General features: G+C 69.2%; 19 protein-coding genes. 13 read left to right on the forward strand and 6 right to left on the reverse strand.

Annotated features, from left to right (window positions below; translation table 11 throughout):
• The first annotated feature begins 155 nt into the window (after window positions 1–155).
• The 13 genes from metG (at window position 156) to HUS23_02575 (ending at window position 12,716) form a co-directional block, all read left to right on the forward strand.
• Complete coding sequence (gene metG, locus HUS23_02515; GenBank protein QKT02766.1) at window positions 156–2,195, forward strand: methionine--tRNA ligase; 2,040 nt, start codon at window positions 156–158, stop codon at window positions 2,193–2,195.
• A gap of 142 nt (window positions 2,196–2,337) precedes the next feature.
• Complete coding sequence (gene rsxA / locus HUS23_02520; protein QKT02767.1) at window positions 2,338–2,919, forward strand: electron transport complex subunit RsxA; 582 nt, start codon at window positions 2,338–2,340, stop codon at window positions 2,917–2,919.
• Window positions 2,920–2,923: 4 nt separating this feature from the next.
• Window positions 2,924–3,487 (forward strand): electron transport complex subunit RsxB, encoded by a 564-nt coding sequence (rsxB, locus tag HUS23_02525; GenBank protein QKT02768.1) that lies wholly within the window; start codon window positions 2,924–2,926, stop codon window positions 3,485–3,487.
• Entirely contained in the window at window positions 3,487–5,082 is a 1,596-nt protein-coding gene (gene rsxC / locus HUS23_02530) for an electron transport complex subunit RsxC (protein ID QKT02769.1), read from the forward strand. Before rsxB ends, rsxC begins: the two co-directional genes overlap by 1 nt.
• 6 nt (window positions 5,083–5,088) lie before the next feature.
• Complete coding sequence (gene rsxD / locus HUS23_02535; GenBank protein QKT02770.1) at window positions 5,089–6,120, forward strand: electron transport complex subunit RsxD; 1,032 nt, start codon at window positions 5,089–5,091, stop codon at window positions 6,118–6,120.
• Window positions 6,121–6,143: 23 nt separating this feature from the next.
• Window positions 6,144–6,764, forward strand: a complete 621-nt coding sequence (gene rsxG, locus HUS23_02540; protein ID QKT04937.1) for an electron transport complex subunit RsxG — start codon at window positions 6,144–6,146, stop codon at window positions 6,762–6,764.
• The gene (locus tag HUS23_02545) at window positions 6,757–7,446 is read left to right on the forward strand and encodes an electron transport complex subunit E (protein QKT02771.1); all 690 of its coding nucleotides are present in this window, start codon (window positions 6,757–6,759) and stop codon (window positions 7,444–7,446) included. The genes rsxG and HUS23_02545 overlap by 8 nt, the downstream gene beginning before the upstream one ends.
• A 153-nt stretch (window positions 7,447–7,599) precedes the next feature.
• Entirely contained in the window at window positions 7,600–8,016 is a 417-nt protein-coding gene (locus HUS23_02550) for a hypothetical protein (GenBank protein ID QKT02772.1), read from the forward strand.
• A gap of 46 nt (window positions 8,017–8,062) precedes the next feature.
• Window positions 8,063–8,728: an endonuclease III gene (gene nth / locus HUS23_02555; protein QKT04938.1), complete on the forward strand. Its 666-nt coding sequence runs from the start codon at window positions 8,063–8,065 to the stop codon at window positions 8,726–8,728.
• A 36-nt stretch (window positions 8,729–8,764) separates the two neighbouring features.
• The gene (locus tag HUS23_02560; GenBank protein ID QKT04939.1) at window positions 8,765–9,202 is read left to right on the forward strand and encodes a DUF1841 family protein; all 438 of its coding nucleotides are present in this window, start codon (window positions 8,765–8,767) and stop codon (window positions 9,200–9,202) included.
• A 122-nt stretch (window positions 9,203–9,324) separates the two neighbouring features.
• On the forward strand, window positions 9,325–9,822 hold the full coding sequence (locus HUS23_02565; GenBank protein QKT02773.1) for a DUF3015 family protein: 498 nt from the start codon (window positions 9,325–9,327) through the stop codon (window positions 9,820–9,822).
• Between the two features lie 95 nt (window positions 9,823–9,917).
• A complete protein-coding gene (locus HUS23_02570) occupies window positions 9,918–11,789 on the forward strand; it encodes a DUF4105 domain-containing protein (GenBank protein ID QKT02774.1) in 1,872 nt (623 codons plus the stop codon).
• Window positions 11,790–11,903: 114 nt separating this feature from the next.
• Window positions 11,904–12,716 carry an alpha/beta fold hydrolase gene (locus tag HUS23_02575; protein ID QKT02775.1) on the forward strand — a complete coding sequence of 271 codons (813 nt, stop codon included), beginning with the start codon at window positions 11,904–11,906 and terminating at the stop codon, window positions 12,714–12,716.
• A 33-nt stretch (window positions 12,717–12,749) separates the two neighbouring features.
• On the opposite strand, the gene HUS23_02580 is transcribed toward HUS23_02575, so the two are convergent.
• The 6 genes from HUS23_02580 to HUS23_02605 form a co-directional block, all read right to left on the reverse strand.
• Window positions 12,750–13,283 (reverse strand): TlpA family protein disulfide reductase, encoded by a 534-nt coding sequence (locus HUS23_02580; protein ID QKT02776.1) that lies wholly within the window; start codon window positions 13,281–13,283, stop codon window positions 12,750–12,752.
• The gene (locus HUS23_02585; GenBank protein QKT02777.1) at window positions 13,280–13,903 is read right to left on the reverse strand and encodes a hypothetical protein; all 624 of its coding nucleotides are present in this window, start codon (window positions 13,901–13,903) and stop codon (window positions 13,280–13,282) included. Before HUS23_02585 ends, HUS23_02580 begins: the two co-directional genes overlap by 4 nt.
• Before the next feature lie 49 nt (window positions 13,904–13,952).
• Window positions 13,953–15,788: a DNA helicase RecQ gene (gene recQ / locus HUS23_02590; GenBank protein ID QKT02778.1), complete on the reverse strand. Its 1,836-nt coding sequence runs from the start codon at window positions 15,786–15,788 to the stop codon at window positions 13,953–13,955.
• A gap of 69 nt (window positions 15,789–15,857) precedes the next feature.
• Window positions 15,858–17,927, reverse strand: a complete 2,070-nt coding sequence (locus HUS23_02595; GenBank protein QKT02779.1) for a diguanylate cyclase — start codon at window positions 17,925–17,927, stop codon at window positions 15,858–15,860.
• Entirely contained in the window at window positions 17,924–18,490 is a 567-nt protein-coding gene (locus HUS23_02600) for a biliverdin-producing heme oxygenase (GenBank protein QKT02780.1), read from the reverse strand. Before HUS23_02600 ends, HUS23_02595 begins: the two co-directional genes overlap by 4 nt.
• A 142-nt stretch (window positions 18,491–18,632) precedes the next feature.
• Window positions 18,633–19,847 (reverse strand): argininosuccinate synthase, encoded by a 1,215-nt coding sequence (locus tag HUS23_02605; GenBank protein ID QKT02781.1) that lies wholly within the window; start codon window positions 19,845–19,847, stop codon window positions 18,633–18,635.
• Window positions 19,848–19,863 lie beyond the last annotated feature (16 nt).

The following is a 19,863-nucleotide window of genomic DNA, read 5'->3' on the forward strand; positions in this document are numbered from 1 at the left end:
AGTCCTCCTTATGCCGTACTTGGGCTCGGCGGGCAAAACGCAATATTACACGATCGGGCGCGGCGGCCGATAGCACAACCACCGCCCCCGCGGGCACCAGAACGGCGCAGGATCGCGTATCATAGGCGCCTTTTCCGCCGCGACCGAGTCGACGAATGCCGCACACACCGCGCCAAATCCTGGTCACCAGCGCCCTGCCCTACGCCAATGGGCCGATTCATCTCGGGCATATGGTCGAGTACATCCAGACCGACATCTGGGCTCGCTTCCAGCGCCTGCGCGGCCATCGCTGCACCTACGTGTGTGCCGACGACGCCCACGGCACGCCCATCATGCTGCGCGCCGAGCGCGAGGGCATCACGCCCGAGGCGCTGATCGCCCGCATGAGCCGCGAGCACCAGGCGGATTTCGCGGATTTCCACATCGGCTTCGACAACTACCACAGCACCCATTCGCCGGAGAACCGCGCATTGGTGGAGAGCCTGTATGGGCATCTGCGCGCCGACGGCCACATCACCTCGCGCACCATCGAGCAGGCCTACGATCCCGAGCGCGAGATGTTCCTGCCCGACCGCTTCGTGAAGGGCGAATGCCCGCGCTGCGGCGCGGCGGATCAGTACGGCGACAGCTGCGAGGTCTGCGGCGCGACCTACACCCCGCTGGAACTCAAGAACCCGCGCTCGGCGGTGTCGGGCGCGGTGCCGGTGCAGCGCAGCTCCGAGCATTACTTCTTCAAGCTGCCGGTGTTCGAGAGTCTGTTGCGCGAGTGGACCCGCGCCGGCCACGTGCAGGCGCAGATCGCCAACAAGCTGGATGAGTGGTTCGAGGGCGGCCTGCGCGAGTGGGACATCTCGCGCGACGCGCCCTACTTCGGCTTCGAGATCCCGGACGCGCCCGGCAAGTACTTCTACGTCTGGATGGATGCGCCGGTGGGCTACATGGCCAGCTTCCAGCACCTGTGCGCGCGCACCGAAGGCCTGGACTTCAACGCCTACTGGCGCGAGGACGAGGCGACCGAGGTTTACCACTTCATCGGCAAGGACATCGTGTACTTCCACACCCTGTTCTGGCCCGCGATGCTGCATGCCGCCGGCTACCGCATGCCGAGCGGGGTGTTCGCGCACGGCTTTCTCACCATCAACGGCCAGAAGATGTCCAAGTCGCGCGGCACCTTCATCATGGCGCGCAGCTACCTGGACCACCTCAATCCCGAGTACCTGCGCTACTACCTGGCGGCCAAGCTGTCGGGCGGCGTGGACGACCTCGACCTCAACCTCGACGACTTCACGCAGCGCGTGAATGCGGACCTGGTGGGCAAGGTGGTCAACATCGCGAGCCGCTGCGCGGGCTTCATCACCCGCCTGTTCGACGGTCGGCTCGACCCCGCGGGGCCGGAACCCGCGCTGTTCGAGGCCTTCGTGCAGGCGCGCGAGTCCATTGCCGCGCACTACGAGGCACGTGAATACGGGCGCGCGGTGCGCGAGATCATGGCGCTCGCCGACCGCGCCAACCAGTACATCGACGAGCACAAGCCCTGGGTGCTGGCCAAGGACCCGGCCCAGCAGGCGCGCGTGCAGGCGGTCTGCTCCACCGGGCTGAACCTGTTCCGCGTGCTGATGGCCTACCTCAAGCCCGTGCTGCCGCAGATGGCCGCGCAGGCGGAGGGGTTCCTGCGCTGCGCGCCGCTCGACTTCGACAACCTTGCCGAGCCGCTCGCCGACCACCGCATCGACGCCTTCCAGCCGCTGATGACACGCGTCGACCCTAAGGCCGTGCAGGCCATGCTCGACGACGCCGCCAAGGCCGCGGCGGCCGAGGCGGCGCCCGCCGCGACGGCGCCTGCCGCGCCGACGGCCGATCCGATTGCCGAGACCATCGGCATCGACGACTTCGCCAAGGTCGATCTGCGCGTGGCGCGCATCGTGGAAGCGGCGGCCGTGGAGGGCGCCGACAAGCTGCTGCGCCTGACCCTCGACCTCGGCTTCGAGCGGCGCACGGTGTTCGCGGGCATCCGCAAGGCCTACCGGCCGGAGGACCTCGAGGGGCGGCTCACGGTGATGGTGGCCAACCTCGCCCCGCGCAAGATGCGCTTCGGCGTCTCGGAAGGCATGGTGCTGGCCGCCGGCCCGGGCGGCCAGGATCTGTGGATCCTGAGCCCCGACACCGGCGCCCAACCGGGGATGCGCATCAAATAGCGGGCGGCGGCGCGCGCCTGTCCGCGCCCGCAACCTGTTAGAATACGCGCGGGCCCCGCGGCAGGCGGGCCCGCGCACCGCGATTCATCCCCTTGGATCACCTGCGCGCATCGGCGCTTCCAGCTCTTCAGGCGACCTACGGATGACCGAATACGCCCTCATTCTGATCAGCACGGTCCTGGTCAACAACTTCGTGCTGGTGAAGTTCCTGGGCCTGTGCCCGTTCATGGGCGTCTCGCGCAAGCTGGAGACGGCCACCGGGATGGCGCTGGCCACCACCTTCGTGCTCACCCTGTCCTCGGTGGTGAGCTACCTCGCCAATACCTACCTGCTCGCCCCGCTGGGGCTGGAGTATCTGCGCACCATCACCTTCATCCTGGTGATCGCCGTGGTGGTGCAGTTCACCGAGATGGTGGTCCACAAGACCAGTCCGCTGCTCTACCAGGTGCTGGGTATCTTCCTGCCGCTGATCACCACCAACTGCGCGGTGCTCGGCGTCGCGCTGCTGAACGTGCAGGAGCAACACAGCTTCCTGCAGTCGGCGGTGTTCGGCTTCGGCGCGGCTGCGGGTTTTTCGCTGGTGCTGATCCTGTTCTCGGCGCTGCGCGAGCGGGTAGCGGCGGCCGACGTGCCGGTGCCCTTCCAGGGCGCGGCCATCGCACTGGTCACCGCGGGACTCATGTCCATGGGCTTCATGGGCTTCGCCGGTCTGGTGAGGGCCTGAGCGCATGCTGAGCGCCATCCTTGCGCTGGCCGCGCTGGCCCTGGTATTCGGGCTGTTGCTCGGCTATGCCGCGGTGCGCTTCAAGGTCGAGAGCGACCCCATCGTCGACCAGGTGGATGCCTTGCTGCCGCAGACCCAGTGCGGGCAGTGCGGCTACCCCGGCTGCCGCCCGTATGCCACCGCCATCGCCAACGACGAGGCGGACATCAACCAGTGCCCGCCCGGCGGCGAGGCCACCATCCATGCATTGGCCGACCTGCTCGGCAAAGATCCCAAGCCGCTCAACCCCGAGAACGGGGCGGCGCAGGAGAAGACCGTCGCCGTCATCGACGAGCAGACCTGCATCGGCTGCACCCTGTGCATCCAGGCCTGCCCGGTGGACGCCATCGTGGGCGCGGCCAAGCAGATGCACACCGTGATCGCCGCCGAATGCACCGGCTGCGACCTCTGCGTGCCGCCCTGCCCGGTCGACTGCATCGACATGGTGGCCTTGCCCGAAGACGTCAACACCTGGAAGTGGCCCTACCCGGAAGCGCCTCGCGACCAGCGCGAGACGGAGGGCAGCTGATGGCGCGCAAGCTCTGGCGCTTCCATGGCGGGCTGCGCCTGCCGGGCTACAAGGCGATCTCCACCGCGCGCGACGCGGTGCCGGCGCGCCTGCCCCGGCACCTGGTGCTGCCGCTCACCCAGCACATCGGCGAACCGGCCGAGCCGGTGGTGGCGGTCGGCGACCAAGTGCTGAAGGGCCAGCTCATCGCGCGCGCCGACGGCTATGTGAGCGCGCCGGTGCACGCGTCCAGCTCCGGCCGGGTGGTGGCCATCGAGGAGCGCCCCATCCCGCATCCCTCGGGCCTCACGGCGCCCTGCATCGTGATAGAGACCGACGGGCGCGAGACCTGGGCGCCGCTCACGCTGCACCTCGACTACGCGGACATGGACCCCAGCGCGCTGCGCAACCTGATCCGCGAGGCGGGCATCGTCGGACTCGGCGGGGCCGGCTTTCCGAGCTACATCAAGCTCAATCCGGGCCCGGGCCACAAGGTCGACACGCTGATCCTGAACGGCGCCGAGTGCGAGCCCTACATCACCTGCGACGACATGCTCATGCGCCAGCGCGCGCGGGAGATCCTGCAGGGCATGACCATCATGCGCCACGCGCTGCAGGCGAAGCAGTGCCTGATCGGCATCGAGGACAACAAGCCGGAGGCCATCGCCGCCATGCGCGCCGCGGTGAAGGCGCTGGGAATCGAGCAGGTCGAGGTGGTGGTCATCCCCACGATTTACCCGGCCGGCGGCGAGAAGCAGCTCATCAAGACCCTCACCGGCCTCGAGGTGCCGAGCAACGGCTTGCCCATCGACGTCGGCGTGGTGTGCCATAACGTCGGCACGGCGGCGTCGGTGTACTGGGCGGTGATCTGGGGCGAGCCGCTCACCTCGCGCTTCGTGACCGTGACCGGCGACGGCGTGGCCGCGCCGCGCAACCTGGAGGTGCTGATCGGCACCCCCGTCCAGGATCTGATCGAGGAGGTCGGCGGGGCGCGTCCCGGGCTGCGGCTCATCATGGGCGGGCCGATGATGGGCTTCACCCTGAGCGGCGCGGATGTGCCGGTGGTCAAGGCCACCAACTGCATCCTGGTGGCCGGACCGCAGGTGGTGGGCGACCCGCCGCCGCCCATGCCGTGCATCCGCTGCGGGGCCTGCACCGACGTCTGCCCCGCCCAGCTGCTGCCACAGCAGTTGTACTGGTACGCGCGCGCCAAGGATTTCGACAAGGTGCAGGACCACAACCTGTACGACTGCATCGAGTGCGGGCTGTGCGCCTACGTCTGCCCCAGCAACATCCCGTTGGTACAATACTTCCGCTACGCCAAGACCGAGATCTGGGCGCGCGAGCGTGACCAACAAAAGGCCGACCTCGCGCGGCGCCGCCACGAGTTCCGCCTGGAGCGGCTGGAACGTGAGAAGGCCGAGCGCGAGGCGCGCCACCGACAGAAGAAGGCCGGGGTGAGCGACGCCGCGGGCGACGACAAACAGGCCGCCATCAAGGCGGCGGTGGAGCGCGCGCGGCGCAAACGCGAGGCCGCGGCGCCGCTCGGCGGCGCGGACAGTGCGCCCGCCACCAGCGACCCGGCGACACCCGCCCAAGACGACCAGAAGGAATAGCCCCAGGTGCTGCTGAACAACCCCAGCTCGCCGCACGTGCGCGGGCCGCTCAGCGTCAACGTGGTCATGTTGCGCGTGCTGTACACGCTGGTGCCCGGCGTGGCGGCCTACGTCTGGTTCTTCGGCTGGGGCGTGGTGATCAACATCAGCATCGCCGTGGTGGCGGCGCTGGCCAGCGAGGCGTTGATGCTGCGCCTGCGCGGCCGGCCGTTGATGCCCCACCTCACCGACGGCAGCGCCATCGTCACCGGCGTGCTGCTGGCGCTCGCCCTGCCACCCCTGCTGCCTTGGTGGATGACGGCGGTGGGCGCGGCGTTCGGCATCATCGTCGCCAAGCAGCTCTACGGCGGCCTGGGCTACAACGTGTTCAACCCGGCCATGGTCGGCTACGCCATGCTGCTCATCTCCTTTCCGCGCGAAATGACGCAGTGGCTGCCGCCCGAGACCATCGCGGCCACCTTCCCCGACTTCTGGGACTCGCTGCGCTACGCCTTCACCGGCGTCCCGCCCGCGCCGATCGACGCCATCACCATGGCCACGCCGCTGGACCACATCAAGACCGAGCTCGGTCTCAATCGCACGATCACCGAGATCAAGGCAGGCAACCCGCTGATCGGTGAAGTGGGTGGGGTGGGCTGGGAGGTCGTCAACCTCGCGTTTCTGGCCGGCGGGGTATGGCTCATGCTGCGGCGGGTGATCAGCTGGCATATCCCGGTCGCCATGCTCGGCACCCTGGGCGCGCTGGCCACCGTGTTCTACCTCACCAATCCCGACGCCAACGCCTCGCCACTGTTTCACCTGTTCAGCGGCGCGGCCATCCTGGGCGCGTTCTTCATCGCCACCGACCCGGTGAGCGCCGCCACCACTCCGCGGGGGCGGCTGATCTTCGGCGCCGGCGTGGGCGCGTTGACCTTCGTCATCCGCGTGTTCGGCGGCTATCCGGACGGCGTGGCCTTCGCCGTGCTGCTGATGAACATGGCCGCGCCCACCATCGACTATTACACTCAGCCGCGCGCGTTCGGCCACGGGAGGCGCTAGTGTTCAAGGCCCTGCTGCGCGCGATGTTACCCAGCGCCCTGGTGCTCGGCGTGTTCGCGGTGGTGGGCACGGGACTGGTGGCGTTCACGCAGTCGCTGACCGCGGACCGTATTCTGGAGAACGAGCGTGCCACGCTGCTGCGCACCTTGCACACCCTGGTGCCGCCGGAACGCTACGACAACGAGCTGTTCAAGGACACGGTGGAGGTGCACGATCCCGAGCGCCTCGGCACACGCGAGCCGGTCACCGTGTTTATCGCCCGCCGCGAGGGGCAGCCGGTCGCGGCGGTGTTCAACACGATCGCGCCCGACGGCTACAGCGGCAGCATTCGCCTGCTGGTGGCGGTGAACCGCGACGGCACCCTGGCGGGCGTGCGCGTCATCGCGCACCGCGAGACGCCAGGCCTGGGGGACTACATCGAGGCGGGGCGGTCGGACTGGATCCACGCCTTCGCGGGCAAGTCGCTGCAGGACCCGCCCCCGGCGCGCTGGCGCGTGCGCCGCGACGGCGGCGAGTTCGAACAGTTCACCGGCGCCACCATTACGCCGCGAGCGGTGGTGCGCGCTGTGTACAATACGCTGCGCTACTACGAGGCGCGGGGCGAGCACTTGTTCGGCCAGCCCGAGGAGACCCAGGATGAGTGACGGCTACGGCGACATCACGCGCGCGGGGCTGTGGACCAACAACCCGGCCTTCGTGCAGTTGCTCGGCCTGTGCCCGCTGCTGGCGGTCACCGGCACCTTGATCAACGGCCTGGGCCTGGGGCTGGCCACCATCCTGGTGCTGGTCACCTCCAACGTCATCGTCTCGCTGATCCGCAACGTGGTGCGCCCCGAGATCCGCATTCCGGTGTTCGTGCTCATCATCGCCTCGGCGGTGACCGCCATCGAGCTCAGCATGAGCGCCTACTTCCACGAGCTGTACCTCATCCTCGGCATCTTCATCCCGCTGATCGTGACCAACTGCGCCATCCTGGCACGCGCCGAGGCCTTCGCCTCGAAGAACAACGTCGGGCGCGCCTTCGTGGACGGCCTCATGATGGGCGTCGGTTTTTGCGCCGTGCTGGTCGTGCTGGGCGGGCTGCGCGAGTTGGTCGGCCACGGCACCCTGTTCGCCCAATCGCACCTCATGTTCGGCGAGCTCGGCCGCGCCTTCACCATCACCGTGTGGGAGGACTACCGCGGCGTGCTGCTGGCCATCCTGCCGCCCGGTGCGTTCATCGGCCTGGGGCTGCTGATTGCGCTCAAGAACGTCATCGACGCCCGTCAGCAGCGGCGCGCGGCCCAGCGGGCGCCGGCGCCGCGGGCGGCCACGGCGGAGGGCTGACCGCGGACCGGCGCGCACGCCCATTGCGTGCCTCCTTCCCATGTCGGCCCGCTCGCGCCTTTAACCCCCAGACCGATTCTGTTACGTTATCGCCCGATTTCGGCGTATTAGCCCGTTAGATGATTCTTATATACCCCTCAGGGAGTTGACTCGATGGCAGGACATTTTCCTTTCAGCGGCCGCGGCGGCCGGGCCGCCACCACCGCCTTCTTCGAACTGCAGGGCTACAATGCCGAGCTGCAGGAGAAGTACTACCGCTGGTGGTACGAATGGGCCAAGCGCTTCGTTGAGCAGGACAAGGAGCTCAGCCAGACCAAGGCCATCGAGTTCCAGAGCTATCCGTACGGGCAGCACGCCCATCGCGGCTTCCACCTGAACGACAAGGTCTGGGCGGTGATGCTCGACGACCTGGGCCACTTCATCAAGTACGCCCTCTTCCCCCGCCTGTCGTCCGACGACATGCACAAGCTGGAAGACAAGCACCGCAAGATGGTGGAGGAGCTGCGCAACGAGACCGGCGCCAGCCCGCGCGAGCCCGCGCCGGACATCGGCTACTTCCGCCACACCTAGGCGATAACGCGGGGGCCGCGTGCCCCCGCCGCCTTCCACCCCGCCCGTGAACGCCGCCAAACGCCGCGCCATCTTCGAGCGTCTGCGCGCGGCCAATCCCGCGCCCACCACCGAGCTCGAGTACCGCACGCCGTTCGAGTTGCTGATCGCGGTGATCCTCTCCGCGCAGGCCACCGACAAGGGCGTCAACAAGGCCACCGCGCGCCTGTTCCCGGTCGCCAACACCCCGCAGGCGATCCTCGGCCTCGGTGAGGAAGGGCTGAAGGAACACATCAAGACTATCGGCCTGTTCAACACCAAGGCCAAGAACGTTCTCAAGACCTGCGCCATGCTGGTGGAGCAGTATGACGGCGAGGTGCCGCGCGAGCGCAAAGCGCTGGAGGCCCTGCCGGGCGTGGGACGCAAGACCGCCAACGTGATCCTGAACACCGCCTTCGGCGAGCCGACCATGGCGGTGGACACCCACATCTTCCGCGTCGCCAACCGCACCGGCATCGCACCCGGCAAGACCGTGCGCGCCGTCGAAGACAAGCTGCTGCGCGTGGTGCCCAAGGAGTTTCTCCAGGACGCGCACCACTGGCTCATCCTGCACGGACGGTACGTCTGCACGGCCCGCAAGCCCGCCTGCCCCCAGTGCCTGATCGCGGATCTATGCGACTACCGCCACAAGACGCCGGCCGCCGTGCCGACGCCGCGCGGCAGCGCCGCATAAGGCGTAAGCTTTCCTGAAAGAGGTGAGGGACTCATGATCTTCGGACAAGACCGCGACAGCCTGCGCCGCCACTTCTTCCAGGCCTGGGACAAGGCCCGCACCGGCCAGCCGCTGGAACCCCTGGAGCGGCTGATCGCCGAGGTGGTGGGCGAGCACCCCGAGTACCACGCGCTGCTCGCCGACGAGGACGCGGGCCTCGCGCGTGACTACACGCCCGAGGGCGGCCAGTCCAATCCCTTCCTGCACATGGGCATGCACATCGCGCTGCGCGAACAGATGGCGGCCGGCCAGCCGCCCGGCGTGCGCGAGGCGTTCCAGGATCTGGTGCGTCGCACCGGCGACGCCCATGCCGCCGAGCATCACGCCATGGAGTGCCTGGGTGAGACGCTGTGGACCGCTCAGCGGACCGGCACGGCGCCCGACGAGCGGGCCTACCTCGCCTGCCTCAAACGCCTGGGCGGCGCCAAGCCCTGAGGCGAACCAATCCTTGCCAAGCCAAGGACGATTAAACAGAATACCGATCAGGAGAGGGGCGGCCCCGGGACAGGCTGCAACGGCCGCGGTTTGGACAACAACAAAACGCAAACCGGAGAATAATGATGAAAAAAGTCCTTCTAGGTGTGGCCGCCACGGCGGTGCTGTCGATGGCGTTCTCGACCAACGCCACCGCGCGCGAGTTCGCCGACATCTATACCGAGTGCGGCCTGGGCGCCATGATTGCCCCGAACAACGGGCCCGTCGCCGCCGTCACCAACGTGACCTGGGATCTCGGCACCACCGCCATCAGCTCCAACGCCACCAGCGCGGACACCTGTGCGGGCGCCAAGGAACAGACCGCGTCCTTCATCTTCGAGACCTACCCGCAGCTGGAGAAGGACATCGCGCAGGGCCAGGGCGCGCACCTGGACGCCCTGATCGCCATGTCCGGCTGCCCCGCCGCCGCGCGCGAGGGTCTGACCGCGTCGCTGCGGGCCGATCTGGCCGGCACGGTGGCTGACACCAACTACACCAGCCAGTCGCGCTTCGAGCAGGCCGGCACGCTGCACCAGCAGCTGCACCAGCACATCGCGCGTCACTCCTGCACCATCGGCTGAGGCACGCGGCCGACCCGCACGGGTAGGTTATAAGTTGTAGGCCCGGATCGCCCGACCCCGCGTCGGGCGATCCTTCTCACCAGGTACGTCCGCCCTTGCGTACATTCTTTCGCACGATCTCAGGGGCGCTACTGCTGCTGGCGGCCGCCTCGGCCGGCGCCGGCCAGGCTCACCCCTCGGAGCCTTTCTCGGCGCCATTCGCTGCCGACGTGCTGAGCGCGTTGGCGAGCCACCCGCAATGGCTGCAGCTCCTGCACTACGACCGCCACGGGCGGCGCAGCGAGATCGTCAGCGACGCCTTCTTCCTGTCGCCCGCCGGGCGCCACGATCCCGAGGCCGAATTGCGCGCCACCCTGCGGGCGCTGACGGACACCGAGGCGCTGCACGACGACCACCCGCGCTGCCAGTTTCCGGCCCGCTATTTCTGGCTCAGCCGCCACCTGGATCTGCCGGGCTACCGCGTGCGCGAGCCCGCCTGCGCGCGCTTCGAGCGCTGGGCGCAGCTAGACGACATCCGATCGGCCAGCCTGCTCATGGTCAGCGGCTACTTCGGCAATCCGGCCTCCGCCTTCGGTCACACGCTGCTCAAGTTCAACAGTGAGCGCCCACACGGCGGCGGCTCGCTGCTCGACCTCACCTTCAACTTCGGCGCCCTGGTGCCCGACAACGAGCTCACGCCGGTCTACATCTACCGCGGGCTCACCGGCGGCTACCAAGCGGGCTTCTCCGACCGGCACTACTACACGCAGGATCTCGTCTATGCGCGCACCGAGTTCCGCGACATGTGGGACTACGAGATCGCTTTGGACGACGACGCGTTACAGCTGCTGGTGTTTCATCTGTGGGAGATGACCGGCCGCAAATTCACCTACTACTTCCTCACCCAGAACTGCGCCTATCGGCTTGGCGAGCTGATGACCCTGGCGACCGGCGAGCCGTTCGTGGACGGGGTACGCGGCTGGTACGCGCCGATCGAGCTCTTCCACCGCCTGCACACCCTGGACGAGCGTGCACCGGCGCCGCTGATCCGCGCCATTCGCTACATGCCGAGCAGCCAGCGCGCGTTCTACCACCAGTTTCGCGCCCTGGCGCCCGCCGAATCGGGCGCGGCCGGCGCCGCCATCGCCGGTGCACCGCTCGACGAGGCGCTCGCCCCGCTGACGACCGAGCAGCGCATCGAGGTGGTCGATGCGCTGCTCGCCTACTACGAGTACCGCGGCGTCGCGCAGGAGGACGAGGCACTGCGCGGGGCGCGGCGCGAGCTGCTGGCGGCGCGCCTGCGGCTGCCGCCGCGTGAGCGCGCCGCCGCGCCGGTGCCGGCGCGTCCCTCGCCGGCGCTGGGCTCGGCCCCCATGGCGCTCGGCGCGGGCGTCGGCTGGGAGCGCGACGGCGGAGCGTACGGGCGGTTGCAGTGGAGCGCGTTCGCGTACGACCTGGTGGGCGCGAACGGGCTGGAGGCCGGAGAACTGGTGGCGCTGGACGCGGCGCTGGGCGTGGACCGGCACGGCGACGGCTTTCTGGAACGGCTGGACCTAATCCGCGTGCGCCGCCTCAATCCCGACCCCCCGCCGGTGCCGGGCGAAAGTCGCCTCTCCTGGCACGTGCGGGTCGGCGCCGAGCGCCATTATCGACGCGGTGCGCCGCAGACCGACCCGCTGATCAACGCGGGGGCGGGCCGTGCGGCGCGCCTGAGCCGCCATGCCATCGGCTATCTGGGCGTGGACCTGTGGGGCTACACCGGCCCCGCCGCGGCCGCGGCCGAACCCACCGCCGCCGTGCTCGTGGAGGGCGGGACCTGGAAGGCGTGGCTGCACGGCGGCGCGCGCTACGACAGTGCGGACGAGCGCTGGCTCGCCACCGCCGGGCTGCGCGCCGGCTACCGGCTCGCGCAGCACCGCGCGCTACGCCTGGAGGTGTTGCACGAGCACGACACGCGCGCCCTGCTATCTTTCAATTACTACCGTTGATCGGTAGCGGGGCGCGCGACGCCCACCTTCAACCAAGAATAAGAAGTGGAACCCATGGACGGTCGTCTGATATTCGCTGCACTGGCTGCGCTCTGCCTGTCAGGGTGCACCTCGATGTTTCTCCTTCCCGATCGGGTCGAGCGCCTCAGTCCCGACCGGCTCGAACTGCAGTACGAGGACGTCTGGCTGCATGCCGCCGACGGCACCCGCGTGCACGCCTGGCACCTGAAGGCCGAGGGCCCGCGCGAGGGCACCATCCTGTTCTTCCACGGCAACGCCCAGAACAACAGCGCGCACATCGCCTCGGTCCACTGGCTGCCGGCGCAAGGCTTCGACGTGTTCATGCTGGACCCCCGCGGCTACGGCCAGTCGGACGGCGAACCGCACATCCGCGGGGTCCATCTCGACGCTCAGGCCGCCCTTGACCATGTGGCCGACGCCGCCTGCGGCGAGATCATCGTGTACGGCCAGAGTCTGGGCGGGGCCATCGGCATCCACACCGTGGCGCGTTCGCCGCATGCGCATTGCGTGCGCGCGGTGGTCTCGGAAGGGGCGTTCGCGAGCTACCGGGGCATCGCGCGCGAAAAGCTGGGCATGATCTGGCTCACCTGGCCGCTGCAGGTCCCCCTCTCCTACCTGTTTTCCGACCGCTACAGCCCGGCGCGGGTGGTCGATCAGATCAGCCCGGTGCCGCTCCTCATCGTGCACGGCACCGACGACCACATCGTGCCCGCCCACCACGCCGAGCGGCTGTACCGGGCCGCCGAGGACCCGCGTGACCTGTGGCTGTTGCCCGACGTCGGGCATATCGGCAGTTCACTGCACGAAGAGAACCGCGCGCGGCTGGTCGGCTGGTTGGTGGCGGCCTTGAACGGCGATCGTTCGCTGGCGGCCGAGAAGCCGGCGCCGGCAGACGCGGCCAACTAGTTCGGGCGGCGCTGACGCGCCTTCATCACCGCACTATCGGCCCGCCGCCGATTCCTGCAGCAGCGCACGCACCGGGTCCAGCATCTCAGGCTGGTCCCAGTCGCGGCCGCCGATGGCGCGGTAGGCCATGCGCCCTTGTGGGTCGATCACGAAAGTAGTGGGGATACCGCGCACCGGCCAATCGGCGATGACGGTGGAATCCTCGTCCAGCAGCAGGGGGAAGTCGACGGGGTAATCGGCGAGAAAGGTGAATACGGTGTCCTCGTCCTCACCGACGTTGATCGCGATGAGCACGATGTCCTCATCCTGCACCTGTTCCCACGCGCGCTGCATGGCCGGCATCTCTTCCAGACACGGCGGACACCAGGTCGCCCAAAAGTTGAGGATGACGGCCTTGCCCCGGTAGTCGGTCAAGCGTTGCACATTGCCGTCGAGGTCCGGCAGCGTGAAATCGGGCGCGGGCGGGCGCTGCGGCAGCGGCGTAAGCGAGGTGGGCAACTCGGCTTTGACCGGCGCGACGAGTGACAGCAGCAGTCCGGCCATAAAGCCGATCACCAGCGGGTTCATGGCCTCTCCTCCACCAGCTGCGCCACGTCTGGCGCACAGTGCATGTCGGGAATGGTCACGGTGCGCGGCTCGCCGTCGAGTAGCCAGCGGACCCGCAGCTCGAATTCGGTCCCGGGCGGCAGGCCCAAGGTGGTCATACCCCAGTTGTAATCGGCGTCCTCGAAGATCTGGTCGGTGGGAAACGTCGCCCAGCGGAAGGCGATGCGCGCCGCGTCCGGCAGCCCCGCCTCGCGCCAGTGCGCGTCCCACTGCTCCTCGAGGATCGGCGCCTGCGCCTCGCCGCCGGCGGGTTGTACACGCCATTGCGCGAGATCCACCTGCACCGGCCGCCCGTCCGGGTCGGCGTTGCTGAGCACGGTCTGGAACACGCAGTCCTCTGCCACCTGCTCCGCGGCGTCCGGCGGGAACCCGCGCGCCGCAAAGAAGGCGCGGCTTTGATCGGGCAGGCGCTGGATCATCTCCAGGCTGATACCGCCGCCCTGCCAGTGCCAGCGCTGCAGACCGGTGTCGGGATTGATGCTGTGGGACAACTCGCCCTGCGCCTGCGTCGCGGCCGCCGCAGCGAACGGCATCCATAGACAGGCACTCGATAGGATGGCGACGACATAGAACACACGCATGCCCCCAATACTATCGCAAGCATGCGGTGTGTGCCCAAACCGGCCAGGCTCAGGCGTGCGCCCGCAACACCTGCAAAAAGGCCTCGCCGTAGGCCTCGAGCTTGCGCGCGCCCACGCCGTGCACCTCCGCCAGTTTCGCCAACGTCTGCGGGCGATGCTCCAGCATCGCGAGCAGGGTGGCGTCGTGGAAGATCACGTAGGCGGGCACGCCCTGGGTCTCGGCGAGCGCCTGACGTTGCTCGCGCAGCGCCTCCCACAGCGCGCGGTCGGCCTCGGGCACCACGCGCTCGGCGCCGCGCCCCCTTCCCACGGCGCGCGCCGCGCGTACCGGGCGCGCGGCCTTGCGCAGCATCAGCGTCTGCTCGCCGCGCAGCACCGGGCGCGCGGCCTCGGTGAGGCGCAGGCCGCCGTGGCCCTCGAGGTCCACGGTCAGCAGGCCGTGCGCGATGAGCTGGCGGTAGAGGTTGCGCCACTCGTTCTTGTCCAGCTCCTTGCCGACGCCGAAGGTACTGAGCGCGTGATGCCCGAAGCGCTGCATGCGCTCGCCGTCGATGCCGAGCAGCACCTCGACCAGGTGCGTCACGCCGAAGCGCTGGCCGGTGCGGTACACCGCCGAGAGCGCCTTTTGCGCCGCCACCGTGGCATCCCAGGTCTCGGGTGGGTTGATGCAGGTGTCGCAGTTGCCGCAGGGCGCGGGCAGCTCGTCGTCGAAGTAGCGCAGCAGGGCCTGGCGGCGGCAGGTGGCCAGTTCGCAGAACGAGAGCATCGCGTCCAGCTTGTGGCGCTCCACGCGCTTGTGCGCCTCGGGCGCGTCGGAGGACTCCTGCATCTGGCGCAGGGTGATCATGTCCTGCAGGCCGTACACCATCCAGGCGTCGGCGGGCAGACCGTCGCGCCCGCCGCGACCGGTCTCCTGGTAGTACGCCTCGAGGCTCTTGGGCAGGCTCAGATGCGCGACGAAACGCACGTCGGGCTTGTCGATACCCATGCCGAAGGCGATGGTGGCGACGACGATGACGCCGTCCTCGCGCAAAAAGCGCGTCTGGTGGCGCTCGCGCTCCTGCGCCGAGAGGCCCGCGTGGTAGGGCAGCGCGGTGAGACCCTTAGCCGCGAGCCAGGCGGCGGTCTCCTCCACCTTGCGCCGCGACAGGCAATAGACGATGCCGGCCTCGCCCGGGTGCTCGTCCTGGATGAAGCGCAGCAGGCGCTCGCGCGCGTTGCCGGTGTTCTCGTGGATGGCGTAGCGGATGTTGGGGCGGTCGAAGCCGGTGACGAATTCGCGCGCCCCATCGAGCGCGAGGCGCGCGGCGATCTCGCGACGGGTGCGCACATCCGCGGTGGCGGTGAGCGCGATGCGCGGGACCTCGGGGAAGCGCTCGTGTAGCACCGAGAGCTGAATGTACTCGGGGCGAAAGTCGTGGCCCCACTGCGACACGCAGTGCGCCTCGTCGATGGCGAACAGCGCGAGGCGCGCGCGCCCGAGCAGCTCCAGCATGCGCGGCATGAGCAGGCGCTCGGGGGCGACGTACAGGAGGTCGAGTTCGCCCTGTAGCAGCGCGCGCTCCACCGCGCCCGCTTCTTCCATGCTCAGAGTCGAATTCAGGTAGGCCGCGCGCACGCCGTTCTGGCGCAGCGCCTGCACCTGGTCCTGCATGAGCGCGATGAGCGGCGAGACCACCACGCCCACGCCGGGGCGCACCAGCGCGGGGATCTGGTAGCACAGCGACTTGCCGCCGCCGGTGGGCATGAGCACCAGGGCATCGCCGCCGTCGATCAGGTGCCCGACGATCTCGCCCTGGTGCGGGCGAAACTGCGTGTAGCCGAACACGCGCTCGAGGATCGTGTGCGCCGGGTCGCTGGCGCGCGTTGCGGGGTCAGGGGCCAAACCGTCTCCTTTGCGTGGTGCGTGGCTGTTGGCGGCCGGTGCCGGTCGCCTGCAGAGCGGCCAAGCCGGCTAGGTGTGGGGCGTCGCCGGTGCCAGCCGATAACGGCCCCGCCCGGCGCTCTTGGCCGCATACATCGCCTGATCGGCGGCCCGCAGCAACTCTTCCGGTGAACCCTGCACGAGGGGAAAGTAACACACGCCGATGCTCGCCCCCACGCGGTGCGCGTGCTCGCCGATGGGCAGTGGCGCCGCGGTGGCCGCCAGCAGCTTGCGCGCGACCTGCTCCGCCTCCGCCTCGTCCTCGAGCCCCTCCACCACCGCCACGAACTCGTCGCCGCCGAGCCGCGCCAAGGTGTCGGCGCCGCGCAGGGCCTCTCGGTAGCGGGCGCTGATCGCCTTCAGCACCGCGTCACCCTCGGCGTGCCCATAGGCGTCGTTGATGGGTTTGAAATTATCCAGATCGATGAACAGCAGCGCAAAGCCTTCGCCCCCAGATCGGCGCGCGCGCCCCTGGGCGGTCTGGATGCGATCCATGAGCAGGCGTCGGTTGGGCAGCCCGGTGAGCGGGTCGTGGGTAGCCATGCGGCGCAGGGTCGACTCGTTCTCCAGCGCGACCCGCAGGTCGCTCGCGAGCTTGGCGCGCAGATGCTGGGCCAGATGCTCGGCGGCGCCAATCTCGGCCGCGCCCCACGGCAGCGCGCTGCCGCGCACCTCCTCCACCCACAGTTCGAACGAGCGGCGCGGCGTGAGCTCATCTACTCGCGCCGGATCCGTGTGCTTGTCGGGCTTGCCCGCCCAGCGCACCTGCAGCGGGCGCTCGGCCCGCAGCCACAGCAGGTAGTCCTCGCCGTCCGGCGACAGCGGCACCAGCAACGCCCCCCCTATCCAGTCGCGGCGCGCGGCGAGGTCCGGCGTCAACTCGTGCACACGCGCCGTGTGCACCGCCCCACCGCCCTGCGCTTGCGCCTGGGCGAACAACGTTGCGACAAGCGGGGCCTCCACGCCGGGCGGAAGCGCGCGGCCGGTCACCGTGCAACGCGCATGCAGCGCAACCACCATGGTCTCGGCCCCCCACAGCGCCAGCAGGTCGGGCCCGGCCGCCACGTCATCCAGGAATGCGCTGGCATCCAGGTGCCGCTCGGCGATCTGGTCCAAGCGCCCGCACAGGCGGCGGCATTCCGCTGCGGTCTCGACCTCCAGGTGCTGCTTGAGCTGCAGCGACAGCGCGCGCGCCGCGGCGTCGCAGAACCGCCGCAGCGGCGGACTCACCGCGTGCGCGCCCTCGTGGTGACACACCAGCATTCCCCACAGCACCTCCTCCACCATCAAGGTCATCACCAGCGTGGCGCCCACTCCCATGTTGGCGAGGTACTGCAGGTGCACCGGCGACACACTGCGCAGCAAGGTGTCGCTGAGGTCCAGCGGTTCGGCGCTACCCGGCGCCACGACCAAGGGCACCGGCACATAGGCGCGGTCGGGAATCACGCGAATGCGGTTGCGCGCGTACAACGCGCGCGCCTGCACCGGGATGTCGGTATGGGGGAAGTGGTGCCCCAGGAAGCGCGCCGCGACGCCGCGCACCTCCTCGACGATGATGTCGCCGTTCCAGTCGGGGTCGAAGCGGTACACCATGGTGCGATGAAAGCCGGTCACATCGGCGATCAGGCGCGCCACGCGTTCCATCAGGTCCTGCGAGGAACGCGCCTGCTCGAGTTGCGCGGTGAGCGTGTCCTGCAGCCGGAACAGGCGGATGTAGTCATCTCGAAACGCGGGCCGATCCTCCTCCAGTTCGAGAATCAGGCCGCGCGGGTACGGGCTCGCCGTCACCACCACGTCGCAGGCGCCCGCCGGGCAGCCGACCGTGGCGTCGAACTCGGCGCGCCCCGCGCCGTCCGCGAGCAGCGACGCGACGCGTTGGGCCAGCCCCGCGCCGGCCACCTCCTCCAGGCGCCGTCCCACCGCCGCGTGAGGATCGAGGCGCAACCAGTCGCCGGCATTGGCACTGATCTGCTCCACCACGCCGTCCCGCGCCACGGCCAGCAGCACGCCGAAGGGCTGGATGCTGCCGGGCACGTGGATGGGTTCGCGATCGCAGTTGGTGAGGTTGATGTCCTCGGGCGCAGGACGCGGGCCACTCATGGCGCGGCGTCGGCGAGGCAGGCGTGATAGAGGTCGAAGGTCGCGCGCGCCGTCTCGGCCGCCGCGGCACGCGCCGGCGCCTCCCAGGCGTGTGCCGCGCCGATTCGCAGCCAGAACGCGGTCCAGCGAGCGCCGGTGTCGGCCCCGTAGCCGGTGAAGTAGCGCTGCGCCTGGACGGGAATGCGCGCATTGCGGCGCAAGGCCTTGCCGATCACGCACCCGCCGAGTGTGGCGCCTTCCAACACATAGAGGCAGCCCACGCAGCACGAAATGTCGTCGAGTTCCGGCGATGCGGGCAGGGGCGGCGGCTCGGGGCTGACGCCGAGGCGCGCCAGATCCTCGTGCAGCCACTGCGATTTCCGCAGCCGCGCGCCCCAGTCGAGCCCGCGGCCGGCCCATTGCGCCTTCTGTTTGCGCAGCGCGCGCTCGCAGGCCACGGTGGCACGCAGCAAGCCCCGCAGCGTCGCGCTGTAGGCAGGGCGATCGAGTCCCGGGTCAAAGAGCCGCGTCAGGGCGGGCAACGACTCCACGGCCCGGTGGCGGACAGCCGTCGCCGCCCGCAACTCGGCCGCCAGGAGGTCGCGTCCCGCGACGGCCGCGGCCCTGCCCCGTCCTTGGGCAGCTTGAAGGCCTGGCATGCCCTCAAGCTTGGTCGGCTCCCGGCGCTACGTCTACCTCCCGCGGCGAGCAGGCGGGCGACGTGCGTCAGCCGCGGCGCTTGGCCGCGATACGCATGCGCAAGGCGTTGAGCTTGATGAAGCCCTCGGCGTCCTGCTGGTTGTAGGCGCCGGCGTCGTCCTCGAAGGTGGCGATGTTGGCGTCGAACAGCGAGTCGCTGGCCGATTCGCGGCCCACCACGATCACGTTGCCCTTGTAGAGCTTGAGGCGCACGCGCCCGTTCACCGTGGCCTGCGAGGCGTCGATCATCTGCTGCATCATCACGCGCTCGGGCGACCACCAGTAGCCGTTGTAGATCAAGCTGGCGTAGCGCGGCATCAGCTCGTCCTTCAGGTGCGCGACCTCGCGGTCCAGGGTAATGGACTCGATGGCGCGGTGCGCCTTTAGCAGGATGGTCCCGGCGGGCGTCTCGTAGCAGCCGCGCGACTTCATGCCGACGTAGCGGTTCTCGACGATGTCGGCGCGGCCGATGCCGTGCTCGCCGCCGATGCGATTGAGCTCCACCATGATCGCGGCGGGCGAGAGGTCTTTACCGTCCAGCGCCACCGGGTCGCCGCCCTGGAAGGTGAGCTCGACATAGCGTGCCTCGTCAGGCGCCTGCTCGGGCGAGACCGTCCAGCGCCACATGTCCGCCTCGGGTTCGGCCCAGGGATCCTCCAGGATGCCGCCCTCGTAGGAGATGTGCAGCAGGTTGGCGTCCATGGAGTACGGGGACTTCTTGCCGCGCTTCTGCTCGATGGGGATGTTGTGCTGCTCGGCGTAGGCCAGCAGCTTCTCGCGCGAGTTCAGGTCCCACTCGCGCCAGGGCGCGATCACGCGCACGTCGGGTTTGAGCGCGTAGGCGCCGAGCTCGAAGCGCACCTGGTCGTTGCCCTTGCCGGTGGCGCCGTGCGAGATGGCGTCGGCGCCGGTCTCGTTGGCGATCTCCACCAGGCGCTTGGCAATCAGCGGCCGCGCGATGGAGGTGCCGAGCAGGTACTCGCCCTCGTACAGGGCGTTGGCACGGAACATGGGGAACACGAAGTCGCGCGCGTACTCCTCGGTGAGATCGTCGATGTAGATCTCCTTCACCCCCATGGCCTGCGCCTTGGCGCGCGCGGGCTCCACCTCCTCGCCCTGGCCGATGTCGGCGGTGAAGGTCACCACCTCGCAGCCGTAGGTGTCCTGCAGCCACTTGAGGATGATGGAGGTATCGAGCCCACCGGAGTAGGCCAGGACGACTTTGTTCACCTGCGCGGACATGTTGCGTGCTCCCGAA

The sequence above is a fragment of the Ectothiorhodospiraceae bacterium 2226 genome (genome assembly GCA_013348725.1).
In the GTDB taxonomy this organism is placed as follows: Bacteria; Pseudomonadota; Gammaproteobacteria.

Excerpts from the sequence above, each read along its gene's own strand:
- metG (QKT02766.1), top strand. The coding sequence starts at position 156 with ATGCCGCACACACCGCGCCAAATCCTGGTCACCAGCGCCCTGCCCTAC.
- rsxA (QKT02767.1), top strand. The coding sequence starts at position 2,338 with ATGACCGAATACGCCCTCATTCTGATCAGCACGGTCCTGGTCAACAAC.
- rsxB (QKT02768.1), top strand. The coding sequence starts at position 2,924 with ATGCTGAGCGCCATCCTTGCGCTGGCCGCGCTGGCCCTGGTATTCGGG.
- rsxC (QKT02769.1), top strand. The coding sequence starts at position 3,487 with ATGGCGCGCAAGCTCTGGCGCTTCCATGGCGGGCTGCGCCTGCCGGGC.
- rsxG (QKT04937.1), top strand. The coding sequence starts at position 6,144 with ATGTTACCCAGCGCCCTGGTGCTCGGCGTGTTCGCGGTGGTGGGCACG.
- HUS23_02545 (QKT02771.1), top strand. The coding sequence starts at position 6,757 with ATGAGTGACGGCTACGGCGACATCACGCGCGCGGGGCTGTGGACCAAC.
- HUS23_02550 (QKT02772.1), top strand. The coding sequence starts at position 7,600 with ATGGCAGGACATTTTCCTTTCAGCGGCCGCGGCGGCCGGGCCGCCACC.
- HUS23_02565 (QKT02773.1), top strand. The coding sequence starts at position 9,325 with ATGATGAAAAAAGTCCTTCTAGGTGTGGCCGCCACGGCGGTGCTGTCG.
- HUS23_02575 (QKT02775.1), top strand. The coding sequence starts at position 11,904 with ATGTTTCTCCTTCCCGATCGGGTCGAGCGCCTCAGTCCCGACCGGCTC.
- HUS23_02580 (QKT02776.1), bottom strand. The coding sequence starts at position 13,283 with ATGAACCCGCTGGTGATCGGCTTTATGGCCGGACTGCTGCTGTCACTC.
- HUS23_02585 (QKT02777.1), bottom strand. The coding sequence starts at position 13,903 with ATGCGTGTGTTCTATGTCGTCGCCATCCTATCGAGTGCCTGTCTATGG.
- HUS23_02595 (QKT02779.1), bottom strand. The coding sequence starts at position 17,927 with ATGAGTGGCCCGCGTCCTGCGCCCGAGGACATCAACCTCACCAACTGC.
- HUS23_02605 (QKT02781.1), bottom strand. The coding sequence starts at position 19,847 with ATGTCCGCGCAGGTGAACAAAGTCGTCCTGGCCTACTCCGGTGGGCTC.